This is a genomic window from Chryseobacterium balustinum (assembly GCF_900168205.1).
Classification (GTDB): domain Bacteria; phylum Bacteroidota; class Bacteroidia; order Flavobacteriales; family Weeksellaceae; genus Chryseobacterium; species Chryseobacterium balustinum.
This window is the reverse complement of sequence record NZ_FUZE01000001.1, coordinates 40659-58002: the sequence shown is the minus strand read 5'-3', so window position 1 is coordinate 58002 and position 17344 is coordinate 40659. Positions and strand designations below refer to the sequence as shown.

The 17344-nt window shown below is 33.2% G+C and carries 19 protein-coding genes; 1 reads left to right on the top strand and 18 read right to left on the bottom strand.

Annotated features, from left to right (window positions below):
* Window positions 1–97: 97 nt before the first annotated feature.
* From B5X64_RS00290 to B5X64_RS22480, 13 genes are all read right to left on the bottom strand, one after another.
* Complete coding sequence (locus B5X64_RS00290; RefSeq protein WP_079463370.1) at window positions 98–952, bottom strand: YoaK family protein; 855 nt, start codon at window positions 950–952, stop codon at window positions 98–100.
* A 39-nt stretch (window positions 953–991) separates the two neighbouring features.
* Window positions 992–1489, bottom strand: a complete 498-nt coding sequence (locus tag B5X64_RS00285; RefSeq protein WP_079463369.1) for a hypothetical protein — start codon at window positions 1487–1489, stop codon at window positions 992–994.
* Between the two features lie 146 nt (window positions 1490–1635).
* A complete protein-coding gene (locus B5X64_RS00280) occupies window positions 1636–3045 on the bottom strand; it encodes a sensor histidine kinase (RefSeq protein ID WP_079463368.1) in 1410 nt (469 codons plus the stop codon).
* Between the two features lie 3 nt (window positions 3046–3048).
* A complete protein-coding gene (locus tag B5X64_RS00275; RefSeq protein ID WP_079463367.1) occupies window positions 3049–3756 on the bottom strand; it encodes a response regulator transcription factor in 708 nt (235 codons plus the stop codon).
* A gap of 146 nt (window positions 3757–3902) precedes the next feature.
* Window positions 3903–4184: a hypothetical protein gene (locus B5X64_RS22485; protein ID WP_123921023.1), complete on the bottom strand. Its 282-nt coding sequence runs from the start codon at window positions 4182–4184 to the stop codon at window positions 3903–3905.
* A gap of 9 nt (window positions 4185–4193) precedes the next feature.
* Entirely contained in the window at window positions 4194–4802 is a 609-nt protein-coding gene (locus B5X64_RS22950; RefSeq protein WP_228418665.1) for a TM2 domain-containing protein, read from the bottom strand.
* A gap of 2 nt (window positions 4803–4804) precedes the next feature.
* Complete coding sequence (locus B5X64_RS00260; RefSeq protein ID WP_079463365.1) at window positions 4805–5872, bottom strand: type I restriction endonuclease; 1068 nt, start codon at window positions 5870–5872, stop codon at window positions 4805–4807.
* A 10-nt stretch (window positions 5873–5882) separates the two neighbouring features.
* A complete protein-coding gene (locus B5X64_RS00255) occupies window positions 5883–6215 on the bottom strand; it encodes a YegP family protein (RefSeq protein ID WP_079463364.1) in 333 nt (110 codons plus the stop codon).
* A 5-nt stretch (window positions 6216–6220) separates the two neighbouring features.
* Window positions 6221–6505: a membrane protein insertion efficiency factor YidD gene (yidD, locus tag B5X64_RS00250; protein WP_079463363.1), complete on the bottom strand. Its 285-nt coding sequence runs from the start codon at window positions 6503–6505 to the stop codon at window positions 6221–6223.
* Window positions 6477–6743 (bottom strand): hypothetical protein, encoded by a 267-nt coding sequence (locus B5X64_RS00245; protein WP_074230466.1) that lies wholly within the window; start codon window positions 6741–6743, stop codon window positions 6477–6479. Before B5X64_RS00245 ends, yidD begins: the two co-directional genes overlap by 29 nt.
* Window positions 6744–6862: 119 nt before the next feature.
* Window positions 6863–7528, bottom strand: a complete 666-nt coding sequence (locus B5X64_RS00240) for a response regulator (protein ID WP_079463362.1) — start codon at window positions 7526–7528, stop codon at window positions 6863–6865.
* Between the two features lie 10 nt (window positions 7529–7538).
* Window positions 7539–9194, bottom strand: a complete 1656-nt coding sequence (locus B5X64_RS00235) for a tetratricopeptide repeat-containing sensor histidine kinase (protein WP_079463361.1) — start codon at window positions 9192–9194, stop codon at window positions 7539–7541.
* 64 nt (window positions 9195–9258) lie between these two features.
* On the bottom strand, window positions 9259–9453 hold the full coding sequence (locus tag B5X64_RS22480) for a hypothetical protein (protein WP_123921025.1): 195 nt from the start codon (window positions 9451–9453) through the stop codon (window positions 9259–9261).
* Window positions 9454–9828: 375 nt separating this feature from the next.
* Here B5X64_RS22480 and B5X64_RS00230 point away from each other — a divergent pair, with 375 nt between their 5' ends.
* Window positions 9829–10620, top strand: coding sequence for a hypothetical protein (locus B5X64_RS00230; RefSeq protein WP_079463360.1), 792 nt, complete (start codon window positions 9829–9831; stop codon window positions 10618–10620).
* Between the two features lie 32 nt (window positions 10621–10652).
* Here the strand turns inward: B5X64_RS00230 and msrA are convergent, their stop codons facing one another.
* From msrA to B5X64_RS00205, 5 genes are all read right to left on the bottom strand, one after another.
* A complete protein-coding gene (gene msrA / locus B5X64_RS00225; protein ID WP_079463359.1) occupies window positions 10653–11213 on the bottom strand; it encodes a peptide-methionine (S)-S-oxide reductase MsrA in 561 nt (186 codons plus the stop codon).
* A gap of 389 nt (window positions 11214–11602) precedes the next feature.
* Entirely contained in the window at window positions 11603–12571 is a 969-nt protein-coding gene (locus tag B5X64_RS00220) for an ROK family protein (protein WP_079463358.1), read from the bottom strand.
* A gap of 81 nt (window positions 12572–12652) precedes the next feature.
* A complete protein-coding gene (locus B5X64_RS00215) occupies window positions 12653–13861 on the bottom strand; it encodes a PepSY-associated TM helix domain-containing protein (protein ID WP_079463357.1) in 1209 nt (402 codons plus the stop codon).
* Window positions 13862–13907: 46 nt separating this feature from the next.
* Complete coding sequence (locus B5X64_RS00210; protein WP_079463356.1) at window positions 13908–16025, bottom strand: TonB-dependent receptor; 2118 nt, start codon at window positions 16023–16025, stop codon at window positions 13908–13910.
* Window positions 16022–17227, bottom strand: coding sequence for a PepSY-associated TM helix domain-containing protein (locus B5X64_RS00205; RefSeq protein WP_079463355.1), 1206 nt, complete (start codon window positions 17225–17227; stop codon window positions 16022–16024). Before B5X64_RS00205 ends, B5X64_RS00210 begins: the two co-directional genes overlap by 4 nt.
* Window positions 17228–17344: the final 117 nt, after the last annotated feature.

Sequence of the window (17344 nt, the reverse complement as noted above, 5' to 3'; positions counted from 1 at the left end):
ACTTTTACACATTCTATTAAAAAAAGCCCCTGCTTGAAAAACAAACAAGGGCTCAAAACTAAGTATATGCAATTTGTGCTGCTATTTTAAATAATTTCTACATCATTTTTTCTTCTAAAATCAATTTAGATTTTTCCGGTCGTTTTTGTTTTACGACTACTTCGGCGCTTCCATGTATTCTATCGTATAAATAAGCCATTAGATTGGGTTTCTTATATATTTTTGAATATCGGTAGTTGGTGTAGAAATGTCTCAGGTGAATTTTGTAAAAGTCATACCCAATAACGACCACCAAACAACTACTGATGACATAAAATACACTGAATTCCAAATAATAATACGTTAAACCTGAAAATACGGCTCCCATTACATAAGCAAGCATTACACTTGATAAAAGTTTGGCTCTCGCAATCAACTCTGGGTTTTTTCTGTACTTTTTGTGCGTAAACATAGACATTAGAATTCCCAAGTCGGTTGTAGTTCCGGTAAGGTGGGTTGTTTTTACCAAAAAGTTGGAGATACTTGCCGTCAAACCATTCTGTAAACCGGTTGCAAAAAGCATTAAAGCGACCAAATATTCTGCTTCTTCTAATGTTTTCTGATAATAAAACTGTCCGTAAATACCTACGATCAAAAGACATAAAATCTCCAGAACAATCGGCATTGCGTGCGCAAAATATTTACTTTTTTTGTTGAAGTTGATTACGAAAAAGTTGGCGGTAAAACTACCGAAGAAGAATAAGAATATCCAAGCTCCGACAACCGCAACCTGATTCCAGTTTCCTTTACTTATTTCTGCTGCAAAAACAGCATAATGTCCCGTTACGTTTGAGGTAAATGAGAGAAATATTAATAGAGATGCAATATTTATAGTTCCTGCCGTAAAAGCAGTCAGCGTCCCCAGTTTTATGTTGTCTCCCAACGTCCTGCTGTTACTATAATTTCTTAACATTTTACTTAAATTTTAAATAGTTTGTATTTAAAAAAGGCATTAAACTTCCACAAAAACTTCTGCAAGCCTGCCTCTTTCCGGCATAAACGCGGGAGTTCCTAATACCATTTCGTAAGACGTCAATTCTTTACATTTTTTGATGTAAGGATTCAGGTCAAATTTTCCTTTGGTATTTTTATTTTTAAGGGAAGGCGAATAGTATGCTTCTGTAATTTCTTCAGCTTTCACGTAATTATTGAATGCTCTCTGGAAGCTTCCTGAAAAAACATCACAAACAACTTTGTGAACCAAATGCGGATATTTATTGACAATAATTCCGTAAGCATCACAAAATTCCTGAGTTCTTATTTTATTAAAAATGGTAGATTTTGTGGTGAAAAGAAGATCTCTGATAGAATCTCCCATATCATAACCCGATACCAATAAAATTTTGTACTGAGTATCATTTTCCTCTGCGTTTTTCTCTTTTAAAACTCTTTTTAAAATATTTAGAGACTCAAGAGAATAATCTGTTGCTATTAAAATGGTTTTGATCATATCTTTAGATTTAGTTATGTACTGTCTTTTTGATAATACAAAACTATATCTGTAAGATTAGAAGCTGTTTGGAACTAAATTAAAATGTAATTAAAGAGATTAAAATGAGATTAGAATTTCATTTTAAAAAATGCTTCTTTTTGAAGCTAACTTGGGTTTTCTTCTTTCTGAGTACCGTAAATAGTAGGAAAACGCATTTGTACCGTAGTTCCCTGATTTTCGTGTGAGCTCACTAACAATTCTCCGTTGTGCATTCTCACAATATTTCTGGCAAGAGGAAGACCGATGCCATAACCTTCGTAATTTCGGGTGTTAGAAGCCCGGAAAAAAGGATCGTAGATTTTATTCATTTCAGATTCGGGAATCCCGATTCCGTTGTCTTTGATGATGATATAAAGGTCTGTGTCTGTGGCGCCCAATGAAACTTTTACCTGTTGATGGTTAGAATATTTACAACCGTTATTGATGATATTGGCTACTGCTAAATGAAGAAGCTGCTCATTACCCTGAACTTTCAGTTTTTTAGGATTATCAGGAAGCATGCTGATGTCGAGATAAATATTGTTTCGCGAATCTATTCTTCTTAAAGTTTCGATAACATCCCATAAAAGCTGGTCGATTCTTACTTTATCAATTTTCTGAATTCTGCCGTCAAATCCGGTTTGTGCAATTAGTAAAAGTGCTTTAATCTTTTTATCAAGCTTTTCGGCTTCATCCAAAATAATTTCGAGCGTTTCTTTATATTCTTCTGCAGTTCGGTTGATAGAAAGTGCAACATCAGCTTCCCCCATAATCGAAGTAAGTGGTGTTCTGAGCTCGTGCGAAACATTTCCAATCAAATGGTTTTGGGTTTCAAAAGAAGTCTCAATCCTTGTCAACATGGTGTTGAAAGTTTCAACCAATTCATTTAATTCTTTATTATCTGGTTGAGGTTCAAGTCTTAAATGTAGATTTTCAGAGCTGATTTCTTTTACTTTTCCAGTGATTTTTAAAATCGGTTTGAATAAAGTTTTAGACAGATAAAAAGAGAAAATCATGCTGAAGAATATCGAAAGAATCATACATGTAATCAATGTTCTCTTCAAAAAACCAAGATAATGAACGACGTAATGGTTTTTTGCCGAAGCAATGGCGATATAATCTTTGTTTTGATATTTAAAAGTTTGCCCGATATAATAGAATTCAGAATCGTTGTAATTGGCTTCTCCGGATCTGATGATATTTTTAAAAAAAGTATCCGGAATGTGCACTTCGTGCGAAATTTTTTTGAAATTAGAATCTGTCGGAATCGCAAAAACATAGTCTCTTTCCATCGGAAGTTCTTCATCATTCCTGCTGTTGAGAATATAATTTTCGGGAAGATCGAGATTCTCTTTACTTTTCTCAATCTGTACAATGGTGGTGGTACGTATTTTTAGTAATTCATAAAACCTCTGATGCGAAAAATTAACAATAGAAAAGTACACCGATCCGCCAAAAATAAGAATAACGGTTGTAAAAACAACCATCAAAAGAACCATCGTTTTGGTTTGATTGGTAATGACTTTATTGAACATTTTCTAAGGTTTTTTTAAAACATATCCCATTCCGATTACCGTATGAATGAGCTTGCTGTCTTCCTGATTGTCTATTTTTTTTCGTAAATAATTAACATAAACATCCACAACATTGGTTCCCAATTCGTAATTGACTCCCCAAACTGCATCTAAAATTTCGGCTCTTGAGATAACTTTTTCGGGATTATTAAGAAAATACATCAAAAGTTTATATTCTGTAGAAGTTAAAGAGACTTCTTCACCTGCGCGCGTTACTTTTTTGGTGTAATCATTAACGATTAAATCTGAAATCTGAAAAACATGCTCGTTATCGATTTCGTTTTCAGTTGCATCTGGAGTGTTGATCGGGTTACTTCTGCGAAGCAGAGATTTTACACGGGCAACCAATTCGATGAATTTAAAAGGCTTTACAAGGTAATCGTCACCGCCGTTTTCTAATCCTAAAACAATATTTTCGGAAGTTCCCAAAGCCGTTAAAAAAAGAATAGGAACATTTTTATTGGTTTTTCTGATCTCTTTGCAGACATCCAGTCCGTTCATTTCGGGCAGCATAATATCGAGAATGACCAAATCGAAATCATTTTCCTGCACCAGATTGACACCGGTGCGACCATCAAATGCTACAGAAATTTCATATCCTTTTTCCTGAAGTCCTTTTTTAATAAAAGAGACTACGCTGGTTTCATCCTCAATCAGAACAATTTTTTTCATAAAAATAGTGAACTTCACAAAAATAGGAAAAAGATAATAAACGAAAAATTCTGTTTTTTGATTTCAATTCAACAAAAAAAGACGAATGTAAAATTCGCCTTGAGTAATATATGGAATGTGTTTTTAGTTTAGATGAAAATAAATCATTAATTACAACCTGAGCAATATGATCTGTCAACATATTGTTTGCTGTTTCCTGTGTAGTAATAGCAACCACCTCTTTTCCCAACATATAAAGTACGTCCGTTATACGTACAGTCTTTGCTTGTAGACGTTGTTGTCGTTCTTTTCTTTTTGCTTTTTTTGCTTTTCTTTTTTGGTTTTGTGGTTGAAAATTCAGTTCTAGTAGTTGAGTTTTCTTTTGCTAAAAAGTTGGCCGGTAATAATAAACCTAAACCTAAAAGGCTTGTAAATAGTAGTTTTTTCATGGTAGTTATTTATATGTTATACTTTGAGTTAAATCTATTTTGTGACATAAAAATGAAAACGAAGAAATCAATTATTGAAAGGCAAAGCGGGATAAAAGTCCAGCAAAATATTAAATATAGAATGCCGAGAAGCGGCTGACCTAAATAAAATCGATGTATTCCTAATCCACCTAAAAGTAATGCCAGTATAGCAGCTAAGTTTTTATCTTTTAAACCTTGAGTTTTTATTTTTATGTTTTGAGTTTGAGAAGACTTTAATTTGATAATATCGTCTGAAGACATTAAAACCAACTGAGCAATATAATTTACAATATTCGTAATATGATTATTGGCATGGGTAACTTCATGCGACTCATTAAATGTGCCTAATTTTCTTCTGATTTCTACAGTTATTTCTGTTTTATTTTCAGTTACGGAATTTAAATTGATGTCAATATAAACTCCGAGACTCAAGAATTCATATGATTCATAAGTATATTGATTGAAGATTTCATTAGAGCTTGAAAATCTATATTTTTGATTGATTAAGGATAAATTTTTTACACTTTGTCTTACTTTTTCGATTGGAAAATCAACACTAAGATTTTTCTTTGGATTGGGAATTGCAAAAACGGCCATGATTAGTAATTTTCTAATGTTTTCAGAAGTTCTGCCTTGTAATTATATATCTCATCAAGATTATTCAGTAAAATCTTTTCTCCGGCATCTTTTCCGTTATGGAATGTTTCGAGATATTTATTTGCGGTATTAAAATGTAATCTGCAAAGTGGTTTTCGATTGTTATCGTCCAGTAAAATCCCGAAATAGGATAAAGTATCTCTATAAGCAATCCTTGAAGAAGGAATTTTTTCTCTTAAAATAGCTTTCACAATTTGAAAACCTTCCAACTCTTCTTCTGTAGTTACAATTTTAGAATCATTATTCTCATCAATTGGTTGCGAGGTTTTTATATCATCATCCTGCTTTTCAATTTGCTCATTAATGCTTAATGCAGATTTTAGTCTGAAACTGATCGATTCATTAATGGAAGTTGTTAACGCTTTTTTGGCGTATTCTTTAAACGAAATCATTCGGTTTGCCGTTAAAGGCTTCTCAAAAAAACGGTTGACCAATAGCTTGACCAATTCATCAGAAGGGTTTTCAATCTCTTTTTCAAACTCTTTTCTGATGGCTTTGATATATTTTAATGCTTCTGCAGAATCCAGAATACTTTCGAGATTGTAGTCTTTTTTGGTAAAACTTTCCAGAATTTTAATAGAACTGTCTTTTATATCTTCAATATTAATGGTGAAAAAAGGTTTTTCATCCATGATATTGGGTTTCTCAAGATCTGTATAGAAGTTGTAGACAATCCCGTTGGTAAGAACTCCGAATCTCGTTTTCGAAACATGGTAATATCTGTGAAGCTGAGAATTGTGTGCATCTGCACTTTCTTTCCAGTGTTTGCATTCGATAATGAAAATGGGCTCGTCATTATTTTTGATGACGTAATCTACTTTTTCACCTTTCTTAGTTCCAATATCACAAACATGCTCCGGAACAACTTCTGTAGGATTGAAAATATCATAACCCAAAATTTGTATAAAAGGCATTACAAAAGCGTTTTTGGTGGCTTCTTCTGTGCTGATCTGCTCTTTTAGGCCTACCACTTTTTGATGTAATTGTTCAAGTTTAATTTTAAGATCCATAATGTTATTGTTAAAGAGTTTTATCAACGATTTCGGCAGTTGGTGTATTGATTTTTACAGAAGCAATTCCGATTTCCATGCTCGATTTTGAACTGTAATACTGGCTTTTTCCAATGATTTCACCGTTTCTTGCTTTCAAGACAAAGTAATCTTTTTCGTTTACAGCAACTCTTCTGTCGTATCTTGAATCATCCTGTGAATTGATTCTTACAGATTCAATTCCTTTATGGCAGTTTGCTTTTGTAGTGTAGCCTTCGCTCGTTAAAATAATTTCACCGTTTCCGGCTTTCAGATTAAATTGATATTCATCATTTTTTCTTTTGCTGATCGTAAATTTTCCCATGATTGTTATTTTTTTATAAATCTTTCTGAAATTTCTTTTTCATCAAGAATTTGGTTGTTTAGTAAAATGATTTGAAATTTTCCTGTTATTGGGTTTTCAAAAATTTGAGCTCCTGATCTACAATTTTCAAATCTATATTTAAGAGCTTTTAATCCTGAAATAATTCCTTTACTTATTGTTTCTTCATAAACATGTTTTGAACAACTTTTTCTGAAAATGCACTTTCTTCTTTTTGAAGCAGGAATTATAAACCAATAAGATTTAATGATTAATAGTAGAAGATATTTCATTTGTTTCTTTTGTAAAAACAGCTACTTGATACGATGTCATATATCCAGGTTTTTGCTGACCGATTCCAAAACAACCTTCTACTGGTTGAATGTAAGTTGAAACACTTTCCAGTCTCAAATATTTCCAACCTAATTGAGATTGATCCTTTATTAAACTTTCTAATTGTTGAGCGATAATACTTGAACTTATGTTTTGTTGTTTTGCAGTTGCAACAAACGGGATTACTTTATATTCCATGATTGTTTTTGTTTAATACTCCAAAAGTATAAACCTTTCAAAACCAATCCTTACGGGAAACCGTAAAAGAAAAAACCTTTCAAAAAATTGAAAGGTTTAGAATAGTTGATTAAAAGGAGCTATATAATTCCTAAATCTTTGCAGAAGGCAACCAATTGTTCGTTGTTGCTTATTCCCAACTCTTCTTTCAGAGTATTGAGTTTTTTTTCAATACTGCTCAAACTGTTGGGTTTTATATTGTTGTTTTGTAGAAATACCGGAATGTTTTTTTGTAAAACGCCTTGAGAAAGTAAAGAAACTAAGGTAATATCATACGTTGTGAACTCATAATTATTCAGTTTTTTTACCTCCTGTTTAAGATCAAGTGAAAGATAATTTTCATTGTTATAAACTGATGTAATTGCTTTTTTCAATTCTTTAGAATCGTGTCTTGCTTTTCTTACATAGCCGTTTATTCCGTAATCATTAAAAAGAGAATCGATTATTCCGGATTTGTGCTCAGCAGAAAATACAATAATTTTTAAATCCGGTTGCTCTTGTCGGATCGCAAAGATCAATTCGCGACCGTCTTTTAGTTTTTGAGGATGATGATCTTCTTCATAATAAAGATCGGTGATGAGTAAATCATAAGGTTTTTTTTCACGAATGGCTTTTTGTGCCTTTGCTAATGCGTCATCACAATAATAGACATACTCAAAATTATCAAAATTGAGGTCTTCTAAAGTTTTCTGTACTGAAAAATTGATGCTTTCGTGGTCTTCGGAAATTAGAATTTTTTTAAACATTGTTATCTTTTTAAGAAACTGGAAATGAAATATTGACCTTCAATCCTTTTTCGGTTTTGGTTTCAAAAGTAATTTTTCCGTTGATGTTTTCTATACGGGAAACCGTATTTGATAAACCATTTTTAAAAATTAATTCATCAGAAATTCCAATTCCGTTATCAGCATAGTTGATGTTGATGAGGTTGTTTATTTTTTCAAACTTAAAAACAACGTTATTGGCTTCACTATGCTTTTTCATATTTACCAAAAGCTCACGAATAATCTGGTAAATCTCTGTTTGAGTAGATTTTGTAACATTTTCCCAAGTTTCTTCCTGATTTCCGACGGTAAAGGTATTGATCTCATCATTTTTAAAAGAAGCTACCAATTTTGAAATTTTTTCATTGAATTTTTCATCATGAGAATCCGGGTTTTCGTAGGAAATATCTCTGGATTTTTCATAAACAAATTCCAGTTCATCAAGTGCCTGTTCTTTATTGAAATCATTTTGATTTTCAATTTTTGTCATCACCTGATAAATTCCGTTGGCAACGACGTCGTGTACTTTTTTGGATGTTTTAAGTTGCTGTTCTTTTAATTTGTTTTCGGATTCTAGTAGGAGTCTTTGTTTTCTTTTTCTATACCATATTATTCCTACAACTGCTACTATTAATGATAAAATAGAAGTACTGTAAATCTGAAAATCTTTCACAGTATTATCTTTTTGTAACTTGAGATTATCAGCTTTATTTTTTTCAGAATCAAATCTTATTAGGGCAAATTGATTTTTTGCTTTACTTCTTGAAGTTTGGATGCTATCACTAAGCTTTTGATAAATTTTAAAAAAGCTTTTTGAAAATTCTGGTTCTTCTAAAATAATTAGTTTTTGAAGTGCTTCAATTTGATCATCTGGGCTATTTAATTTTTTAGAAATTTTATACATCTCATGAGCATAAAATAAAGATTTTCTTTTGTTATTCTCATGTAAAAAGAAATCTGATAATGAAGCAAAACTAGAGTTTAAACCCCATTCATCTTTTGTCTTATTTCTTATAAAAAATGCTTTTTCTAAATTATTGTAAGCTGAATATTTGTTTTTTCTGATATATTCTGCTTTGCCTAAATTATTCAATGCTCTTGCATAATCTATACTATCTGTGGTTTTCAAGGCTTTTTGAAAATATAAAATAGCGGTTTCGGTTTTCCCTAATTTAAGATAGGAATCACCGATATTATTAAAATAAGCTAAGCGATGATTTTCCTCATTAGATAAATTTATTGCTTCTTCGTAATATTTAATTGCATCAGAAAAGTTTCTTAATTCTTTTGATGAAATAGCTAGCGTATTTAAATTTGATGCTAAAAGGCTTGTTGAAAGGCTGTCTTTCTTAACCAAAATTTTTCTTGCTTCAATAGCTGTTTCGATAGAACCATACAAATCACCTTTATCAGACATGATAACAGACATGTTAATAAGAGACTTTGCTATTCCAATGGTGTCGTTATCATTTGAAAATTCTTCTTTCGCATTGTTGTAATATAAAAAAGCTGAATCAAATAATTTTTTGTCTCTGTATTCTGTTGCTTTATTATAAAAAATATTGGTGTGGGATTTTTCTACGATGTTATCATTAGATTTATTACAACTTATAATCAAGATTAATAAAATTGAATAATATATTTTCACAATAAATTAGTTTTGCCGCTAAATTTACAAAAAAAGGACAGATAAATTATCTGTCCTGTAGTTATTAAGGTTTAGGAATGATTGTAGGAGGCTTATGTCCTGTGTCTCCTCCTGTATCACCGGGATCAGTTCCCGTCCCTGGATTAATTCCCGTTCCTCCGCTTTGGATAGTTACAGTATTTCCGTTATCACAATTTGATGTATTTGCATTATTATTTCCGAATGCTAAGCCTAATAGCATTAATATTAATTGGATCATTTCCTTTAAATTTTTGAAGTTGAAATTGTTTTTCTTCCTCTCGCAGATACTTTGATCTCGAGCTGTACACGTTAAATTTCGAAGCGCTTCTAAATTTTTGGGAAGTAAACCTTCAAAAACGGAAGAGAAACATCTGCTTCCCAACCCGGAGTTTTCTTCCGTTTTATAAGGTGATTTTAGAAATCAGTTTTGTAAATTTGTTTTTGTAATTGTTTGTTTTTCACTAATCTCTGATGCAAAGATGCAACGGAAATGAAGGCAGGGGTTAGAAAGTTTTTGGAAAGAATTTGGAAAGTTTTTCCAGTGATAGCTTACGGAAAACCGTAAGGTGTTTGATTTGAAATTTCTTAATTTTCGCAATAATAATCCATGAGTATGTCCAAATTTTTACCTGAGAGAAAAAAATTATTGGAGGATGTTTTTGAAAAAGCTTCCAATGAAACTCCTGAAACATCTTTTAGTGGGATTTTAAAGAATCTTGAAATAGTACTACGTGATGAATATAAGATCACTTTAAGCTATAAAACATTTGAAAATTATTATAAAACAATTGTTAAAGAAGAAGGTGATTATCCTATAAAACCCTTAATATTAGATGATTTAAGTAGATATTTAGGGTTTGAAAGCTTTAATGATTATTGCTCTGGCTGGAAAAGTTTTGAATATAAAATACATCAAGCATTATCAAATTTGGTGATAACTATTATAAATAAACCGATTTTAAAAATGCCTGAGTTTCTTACCAAGCAAAGTAGCCTAGGAATTGCAGGTTTTGTTATTGTAGCATTGTTTCTGACGGGGAATGTTTACTTATCGAATAAAAAAAATAATCAAGAAAGTTCTTCTTCTTTTGGGTTTTTAAGTTCTGTACCTGAAAAGAAAAAAGAATGTATGTATTGGGATAAAAGCCAATATAGAGTGGCTTATTGCGACGATAAAGATCCACATAAAGATTTAAAACCTCTCGATACTGTCGTCTTAAAGTATTTTAAAATGATTACCAGAAAAGATACCTTAACGGTTGATAAAGCTTTCGGAAAAGTTTGGTATTCTAAATACAATGGAAATGTTGAGTTTTTTACAATGGATGGAACTAATCCTGAAAATGGAAAAGACTTGAGGTTTGCTACAGAGTATATGATAGATACTTATGGTGGTGGGCAATAAAAAAAGCGAAGAAAAATCTCCGCTTTTATTTTTTACTGTGAATCTGTTGTCAGCATTCCCAATTCTCCGAAATATTTTTTGAACTTCTGAATCTTTGGACCTACTACGGCGCTGCAATAAGGTTGTGTCGGGTTTTCATTATAATATCCTTGATGGTATTGTTCGGCTGGCCAGAATTTTTCAAAAGGGGTTAATTCTGTCACATAAGTTCCAGACCATCTTCCTGATTCTTGCGAGGTTTTGATAGCTTCTTCAGCTTTTGCCTTTTCAGCATCGTCTTTATAATAAATTACAGAACGATACTGAGTTCCGATGTCATTACCCTGTCTGTTGAGTTGAGTTGGGTCGTGAAGGAAAAAAAATACATCCATTAACTGTTCGTAAGAAATAATTTCTGGATCATAAGTAATCTGTACCACTTCAGCGTGACCGGTTTCTCCCGTGCAAACTTCCTCGTAGGTCGGATTATCTTTATGACCACCGGAATAGCCCGAAATAGCAGATTCTACTCCTTTTAATATATTAAAACAGCTTTCTACACACCAAAAACATCCACCACCAAAAGTGATCTGCTGAAAATTATTTTTATCCATTTTAAGTTGATTGTTTTGTTTAAATATTCTCTTTTTAAAACTTTAATAAGCCTGAAAAAACGAAATCAAAATTATGAAAAAGTTTTTCATTTAAATAAGGTTTTAGCCTTTAAGAATAAATGATAACAATAGATTTCACAAATCATCAAAGTGTTTAAGGTAAAGTCTAATTTGAAAATGTTATAATTAATTGGGCCAAGAAAAATCAACAAATTTATTTGCCACGAATACACGAATATTTTAAATAGATATAAAAGAGCATTCGTGCATTCGTGGCTAAAATTTTTTTCATAATAATTAAAAAAATCAGTGAAAATCATGTAATCTGTAGGAGCTAAAACAAAAAAAGCACCCTAAAAGGATGCTCAATATTTTAAATTTAATTCAGATTATTTTTCCCAAACTAAAGCGCTTGCGCCAAGAATGGCTGCATCTGCCTCATCCAGTTCACTGAAAACCAATCTTACTTTACTTCTGAAAATAGGAAGAAGGTTTCTTTCCATGTGAAGTTTTGCGGGTTTTAAAATGAAATCTCCAGCTTTTATTACTCCTCCGAATAATAGAATAGCTTCGGGTGAAGAAAACATTACAAAATTTGCCAAAGCTTCACCCAATTTCTGACCGGTATATCTGAAAACCTCAACCGCTACAGGATCTTCTTTTAATGCACATTCGTGTACCGTTTTAGAATTGATTGCTTCTTCCGGATATTGATTAAGCATCGAATCCGGGAATTCTGCTCTCATTTTTTTTGCGGTAATGGCAATTCCTGTCGCTGAAGCATAAGCTTCTAGGCTTCCTTCAGAACCGGTACTCCAATGTTTTCTGCCGCCTGGTTTTACAATGGTGTGACCTAGTTCTCCTGCAAAACCGTCGTGACCGTAAATTAAATGTCCTCCGGAAACAATTCCGCTTCCTACACCGGTTCCCAAAGTAATCATGATAAAGTCTTTCATGCCTCTTGCTGCGCCATACATCATTTCGCCTAAAGCCGCAGCATTAGCATCATTGGTCATTTTGCAAGGGCTGTTGAATTTCGCAGTCATTAAGTCGGCGAAGTTGATCACTCCTTTCCAAGGAAGGTTCGGAGCCAATTCTATAGTTCCTCTGTAGTAGTTTGCATTGGGAGCACCTACACCTATACCTTCAATCTTTTTTCCTTCACAATGCTCATCGATCATGGGTTGAATCTGCTCATGAAGAGCATCAACAAATGCTTCAGGTGTGCTGTATTGGTCGGTCGGCAAAGAACCTTTAATCAGGATTTCTCCTCTGTGATTTACGAGACCAAATTTTGTATTGGTTCCACCGATATCGATACCTAATGCAACCTGTTTTGACAAATCTACTACTGACATTTTCTTATTGTATAATTTCGAGGCAATAAATTTATAAAAAAGATTGTATTAATAGTTATTAAACCCAAGTTATTTGAAAAGTCAGACTGCTTTTTTAGTCTTTTTTCTTCTTCCCCACCAAACTAAAAAGCCCGTTACGGGAAGTGAAGCACAAATCAAACTGACAATAAATGCAATGATTTTAGTGGGTAATCCTAAAATAGATCCTACGTGAATATCATAATTGGCAGCAACCGTTTTTTCACCAAAATTTTTATCTTCATGATTGTACGTGTGCAAAAGCTCACCCGAATTTTCATCAAAAATTAAACTGCTGTTTTTATGATAAGAATAAGAAAGATGCTTTACGAAAACAGAGAAATTGGGATGCTCATGATCATCCATGTGCGGATGTCCAAGATCGATTGCAAACCCGAAAGAGTTAGGATATTTTGCCTGAACCGTGTGAATGACTTTATCTAAAGTTGTCTCACTTCTTTGCTCAATCGGTGCTTTGGTGGTAATGTGCGAGAAATCGGGATATACCGTATTTCCTCCGGAGAAAACAAAATAGATCATCGCCTGTACGACAAAGAAGGCATAAAATAAACCTGTAATCGAAAAAATTAAAGCAAAAATTGAAGCATAAAAACCTAAGATATTATGAAGGTCATAATTCTTCCTTTTCCAGCTTTTGATGTTTTTCCATTTGAATGAAAAGCGTTGTTTTCGGGCAGCTTTATTTTTAGGCCACCACAAAATAATTCCTGAAATCAGCATGATGACGAAGATAATTACCGGAATTCCTACCACATATTTTCCCCAGTCCTGTTTTAATAAAAAGCTCCAGTGAATTGATTTTACAATGCTGAAAAAACCGTTTTTCTCATCATAAGTTCTCAGTACTTTTCCAGTGTAAGGATTCACATACGCTACTTTATAAATAGGAAATTCATCAAAATAATTCCAGGCTTCGGTGTTGTGCTCATACCAGTAAAACTGATAAGACATTTTCTTATCGATAGGAACATTCACCCAATGGATTTTATATTTTTCCTGAAGCTGTGCATCCACCGATTTTTCTAAAACACGAATTGGCAAAACCTGTTTTTGCGCAATATTTTGCTCGTTGTGATAGATAACATCTTTACGGGTGAAATTCTCAACCTCATCTTTAAATACAAATAAAGTTCCGGTAATTGAAACAATAAATATAATTAAACCGATGGAAAGACCAAACCACAGATGCAGTTTGCCTGTCCATTTTTTGAAAATACTTGGTTTCTTTTTAGGGTGGTGTTTTTTCTTCATAGAAAATGCAATGTGCAAATATAAAACAAGTTTTTATTTAGATTAATTAAAATTTGTATTCGATCATTAAGGTTCCTCTCATTCCCAAAGCGTTTACAAATTCAGAATCTCTGGCGTTCCACCATGCAATAGCAGGCTGATAAGTCGTGTTGAAGAGGTTTTCTATCCCTAAAGAAAGTTTCCAGTTTTGATTGATTTCATAATTAGATTTAAAATTAATTATCGTGTATTCCGGAACTCTTCCTTCACCATATGCATACAAGCCTGTTTTTGAATTAGGGCTGAATCTGTCTTGCTCGAAAGAATGAAGCATATCAAGTCCTAAAGAAAGCGATTCGGTAGGTTTCACCTGAATGTATGCTAAAACTTTTGGTGCAGCAATTCTGCTGTTATTTACTTTTGCTGAGTAATCACCATCATCTTTAAGCGAAGTAATGCCTTCTAACCAGCTGTAACTTCCACCAAAATTAATCCACTTTGCTGGTGTGAAATGCAAGAAACCTTCTACACCATACACCACTTCAGGAGATCTTTGAATGGTAAAAGATCGGTCTGGACCTTGAACAAAAGAAGCTCCCAATTTTGAAGTACTCACATAAGATGTTACTTCATAATTCAACCAATTAGAAATCTGTCCCGTTGCACCCAATTCATAATTGTTTACAATAATTGGCTTGGCTTCTATTTGGGCAAGGTTACTTTGTGTAGATGTTCTTAAAATTCTTCCGATTTCGTTGATAGAGTACGACTGAGAGAAGCTTCCAAAAAGATTAATTTGATTATTGATATTATAACGAAGACCAATATTCCCTACCAAAGCGTTGTATTTTAAGTCTCCACCGGTTACAAAAATACTTTGAGTGAAGGTTCCGTCACTTTTTACTGAAGAAAGCGTGTTGAAGTCTCCTACATTTACCGTCATATTTTCGTATCTCAGTCCTCCTTTTATCGTTAATTTTTTTAGTAAATCAATTTTCAGTAAAAGGAAAGGAGCGGTGTTGATCATATCCATATCCGGAGTCCAGTATCTTCCGTCTTCAAGTTTTTGTACGGTTTTATCGTTGAGGAGATCAAGACCATAAATAACTTCTGCCTGAGAATTGGCGGCGGACCAAAGTTGAGTATCAAAATTAATTCTGGCTCCCATTTTTTTAGAAATAATATTAGACTGTCCGCCTCCGAAAAAAGTATCGCTATACCCGTAAACCGTTCTGAAGTCTTGCATATAAGCATTAACATTAAGAGCTGTAGAACCCCAAAAAAGGTTTTTGTTGTCGTAATTTATTCTGTAATTATGATTACGAGGCGTTCCTTGTGGAGTGGTTTCCAGACTTTTGCCTTCCCCTTCTCCTATGGTCGGAGTAACGCCGTATTTTCCGGTTTTTATGCCTAAATTCAAATCAGATTTTGATGCATACCCCATGTAAGAAACTTCGATTCTTTGGTCATCATTAATATCATAACCCAACTTCAGTAACCCGTTGTAATTGTTCATTTGTGCGGTGCTGTAAGTCGGGCTTAGCAATACACCGTCACCGTCTTTTGCATCACCGGTTCTCTCATAAGCCAAAGACGCTACATAATCGAACTTTTTTATCTTACCTGATAGAAGTTGACTAGCTCTGAAGCCTAAAGTTCCACCATAAGGTTGTCCGGTAATCCCCACCTGAGAAATCCCCGATATTTTTTTATCTGTTTTGTTTCTTTTGGTGATATAGTTGATGATCCCACCATCTGCGCCGTTTCCGTAGATCGATGAAGCTCCTTTGATTACTTCAATTCTTTCTATAGCCGAAGGATCGATAGATTTAATGTCTCTTGCACCGTTTCTTAGCGGTGTAGATTGTGGAATTCCGTCGATCAGCACCAAAACCTGACGACCTCTTAAAGTCTGTCCGGAATTGGAAGTCTGCCCGGAACTCGGTCCTAAACTCGGTACGGTATATTGCAGAATATTAGAAATATCTGAATTAACAGTCAATTGCGACTGAATCTGTTTTTCGCTAACAATGGTAATAGAACTTGGTATTTCTTTAATGCTTTCCTTTTTTCTGGAAGCTGTAAGAACCACTTCATCTACATTTTTTACTTTTAAACTGTCTGTTTCCTGTGCAAAAACTGCGACTGTGCTAAGACAAGCTACTGATAAAAGAGCCTTTTTCATACTGTTTTCTTTCCTTGTTTTTTACGTTTTCCCCACCATACCAAAAAACCGGTTACCGGTAATGAAGCGCATACCAATCCTGTTAAAAACCAAAGGATTTTACCGAAAATTCCGAAGTATGATCCTACATGTACGTCATAATTGGCATTGGCATATTTTTCAGCGTTTGTTAATTTTTGATGAGGTTTATTTGATAATAGTTTTCCCGAATATTTATCGTAGAACAGCTGGTTTCGTTCGCTATATCTTCCGTCTTTACCATACACGGTAACGGGAATGTTTTCTAGTTCTTTTCCTTTTTTATTTTTTCCGTTTAATGGAATTCTAAAGCTTGAAGATTCAGAATATAATTTTTGTGTTTGAGGAATGGTAAGATCAAAAACCGAATTGTTTTTTGCTAAAAGTGAGTCCGGTGATCTAATTGTTTTTTCTTTTGGAAGTTCTAACGAACCGGATAATGTGAAATTAAATGCATTTTTCACCCACGGATAAGCAAAATATAACCCTGAAAGACTCATTAATAAAGCGATAAACGAAGCATAAAATCCTAGGACATTGTGAAGGTCATAATTTTTTCGCTTCCATGTTTTTACGTTTTTCCAGTCGAATGAAAAACGACCTTTCCGCATTTTCTTGTTTTTGGGCCACCAAAGGATAATTCCTGTAATGAGCATAATGATAAATAAAACAACCGGAATTCCGACTACATATTTTCCCCAGTCTGCTTTTAAGAGTAAACTCCAGTGAATAGATTTCAGAATAGGGAAGAGGTCATACTTTTCATTATAAATACCTAAAATATTTCCATTATATTGATTAACATAGATAAGTTTATTAATCTTTACTTCATCAAAATAGTTCCAGGCTTTTTTATCTTTTTCATAAAAAATAAATTTGTAAGATTTACTTTTATCTAAAGGAATTTCAACTGCGCTCACCGGATATTTCTCATTCAGTTCTAAAGTGATTTTTTCTTTTAAAACTTCAATAGATAAAGGTAACTGAGTAACTGTTTCTGTTTTTACAGAAATAGCATCTTTCCTTAGCTGATTTTGAATTTCGTCTTTAAAAACATACATCGTTCCCGATAAAGAAACAATGAAAACAATGAGTCCTACTGATAAGCCAAACCAAAGGTGCAGTTTACCCGCCCATTTTTTATAGACGCTCGGTTTCTTTTTAGGATGATGTTTTTTTTTCATGAAATTTTAAGAGAGCGCAAATATAAGGCTTTCTGTTTTTATTTAGATTAATTATAAATTAATGATAATGAAAGCTTTAATCTAAATAAATCTGCCAAACTACATGGCAGTTTGGCA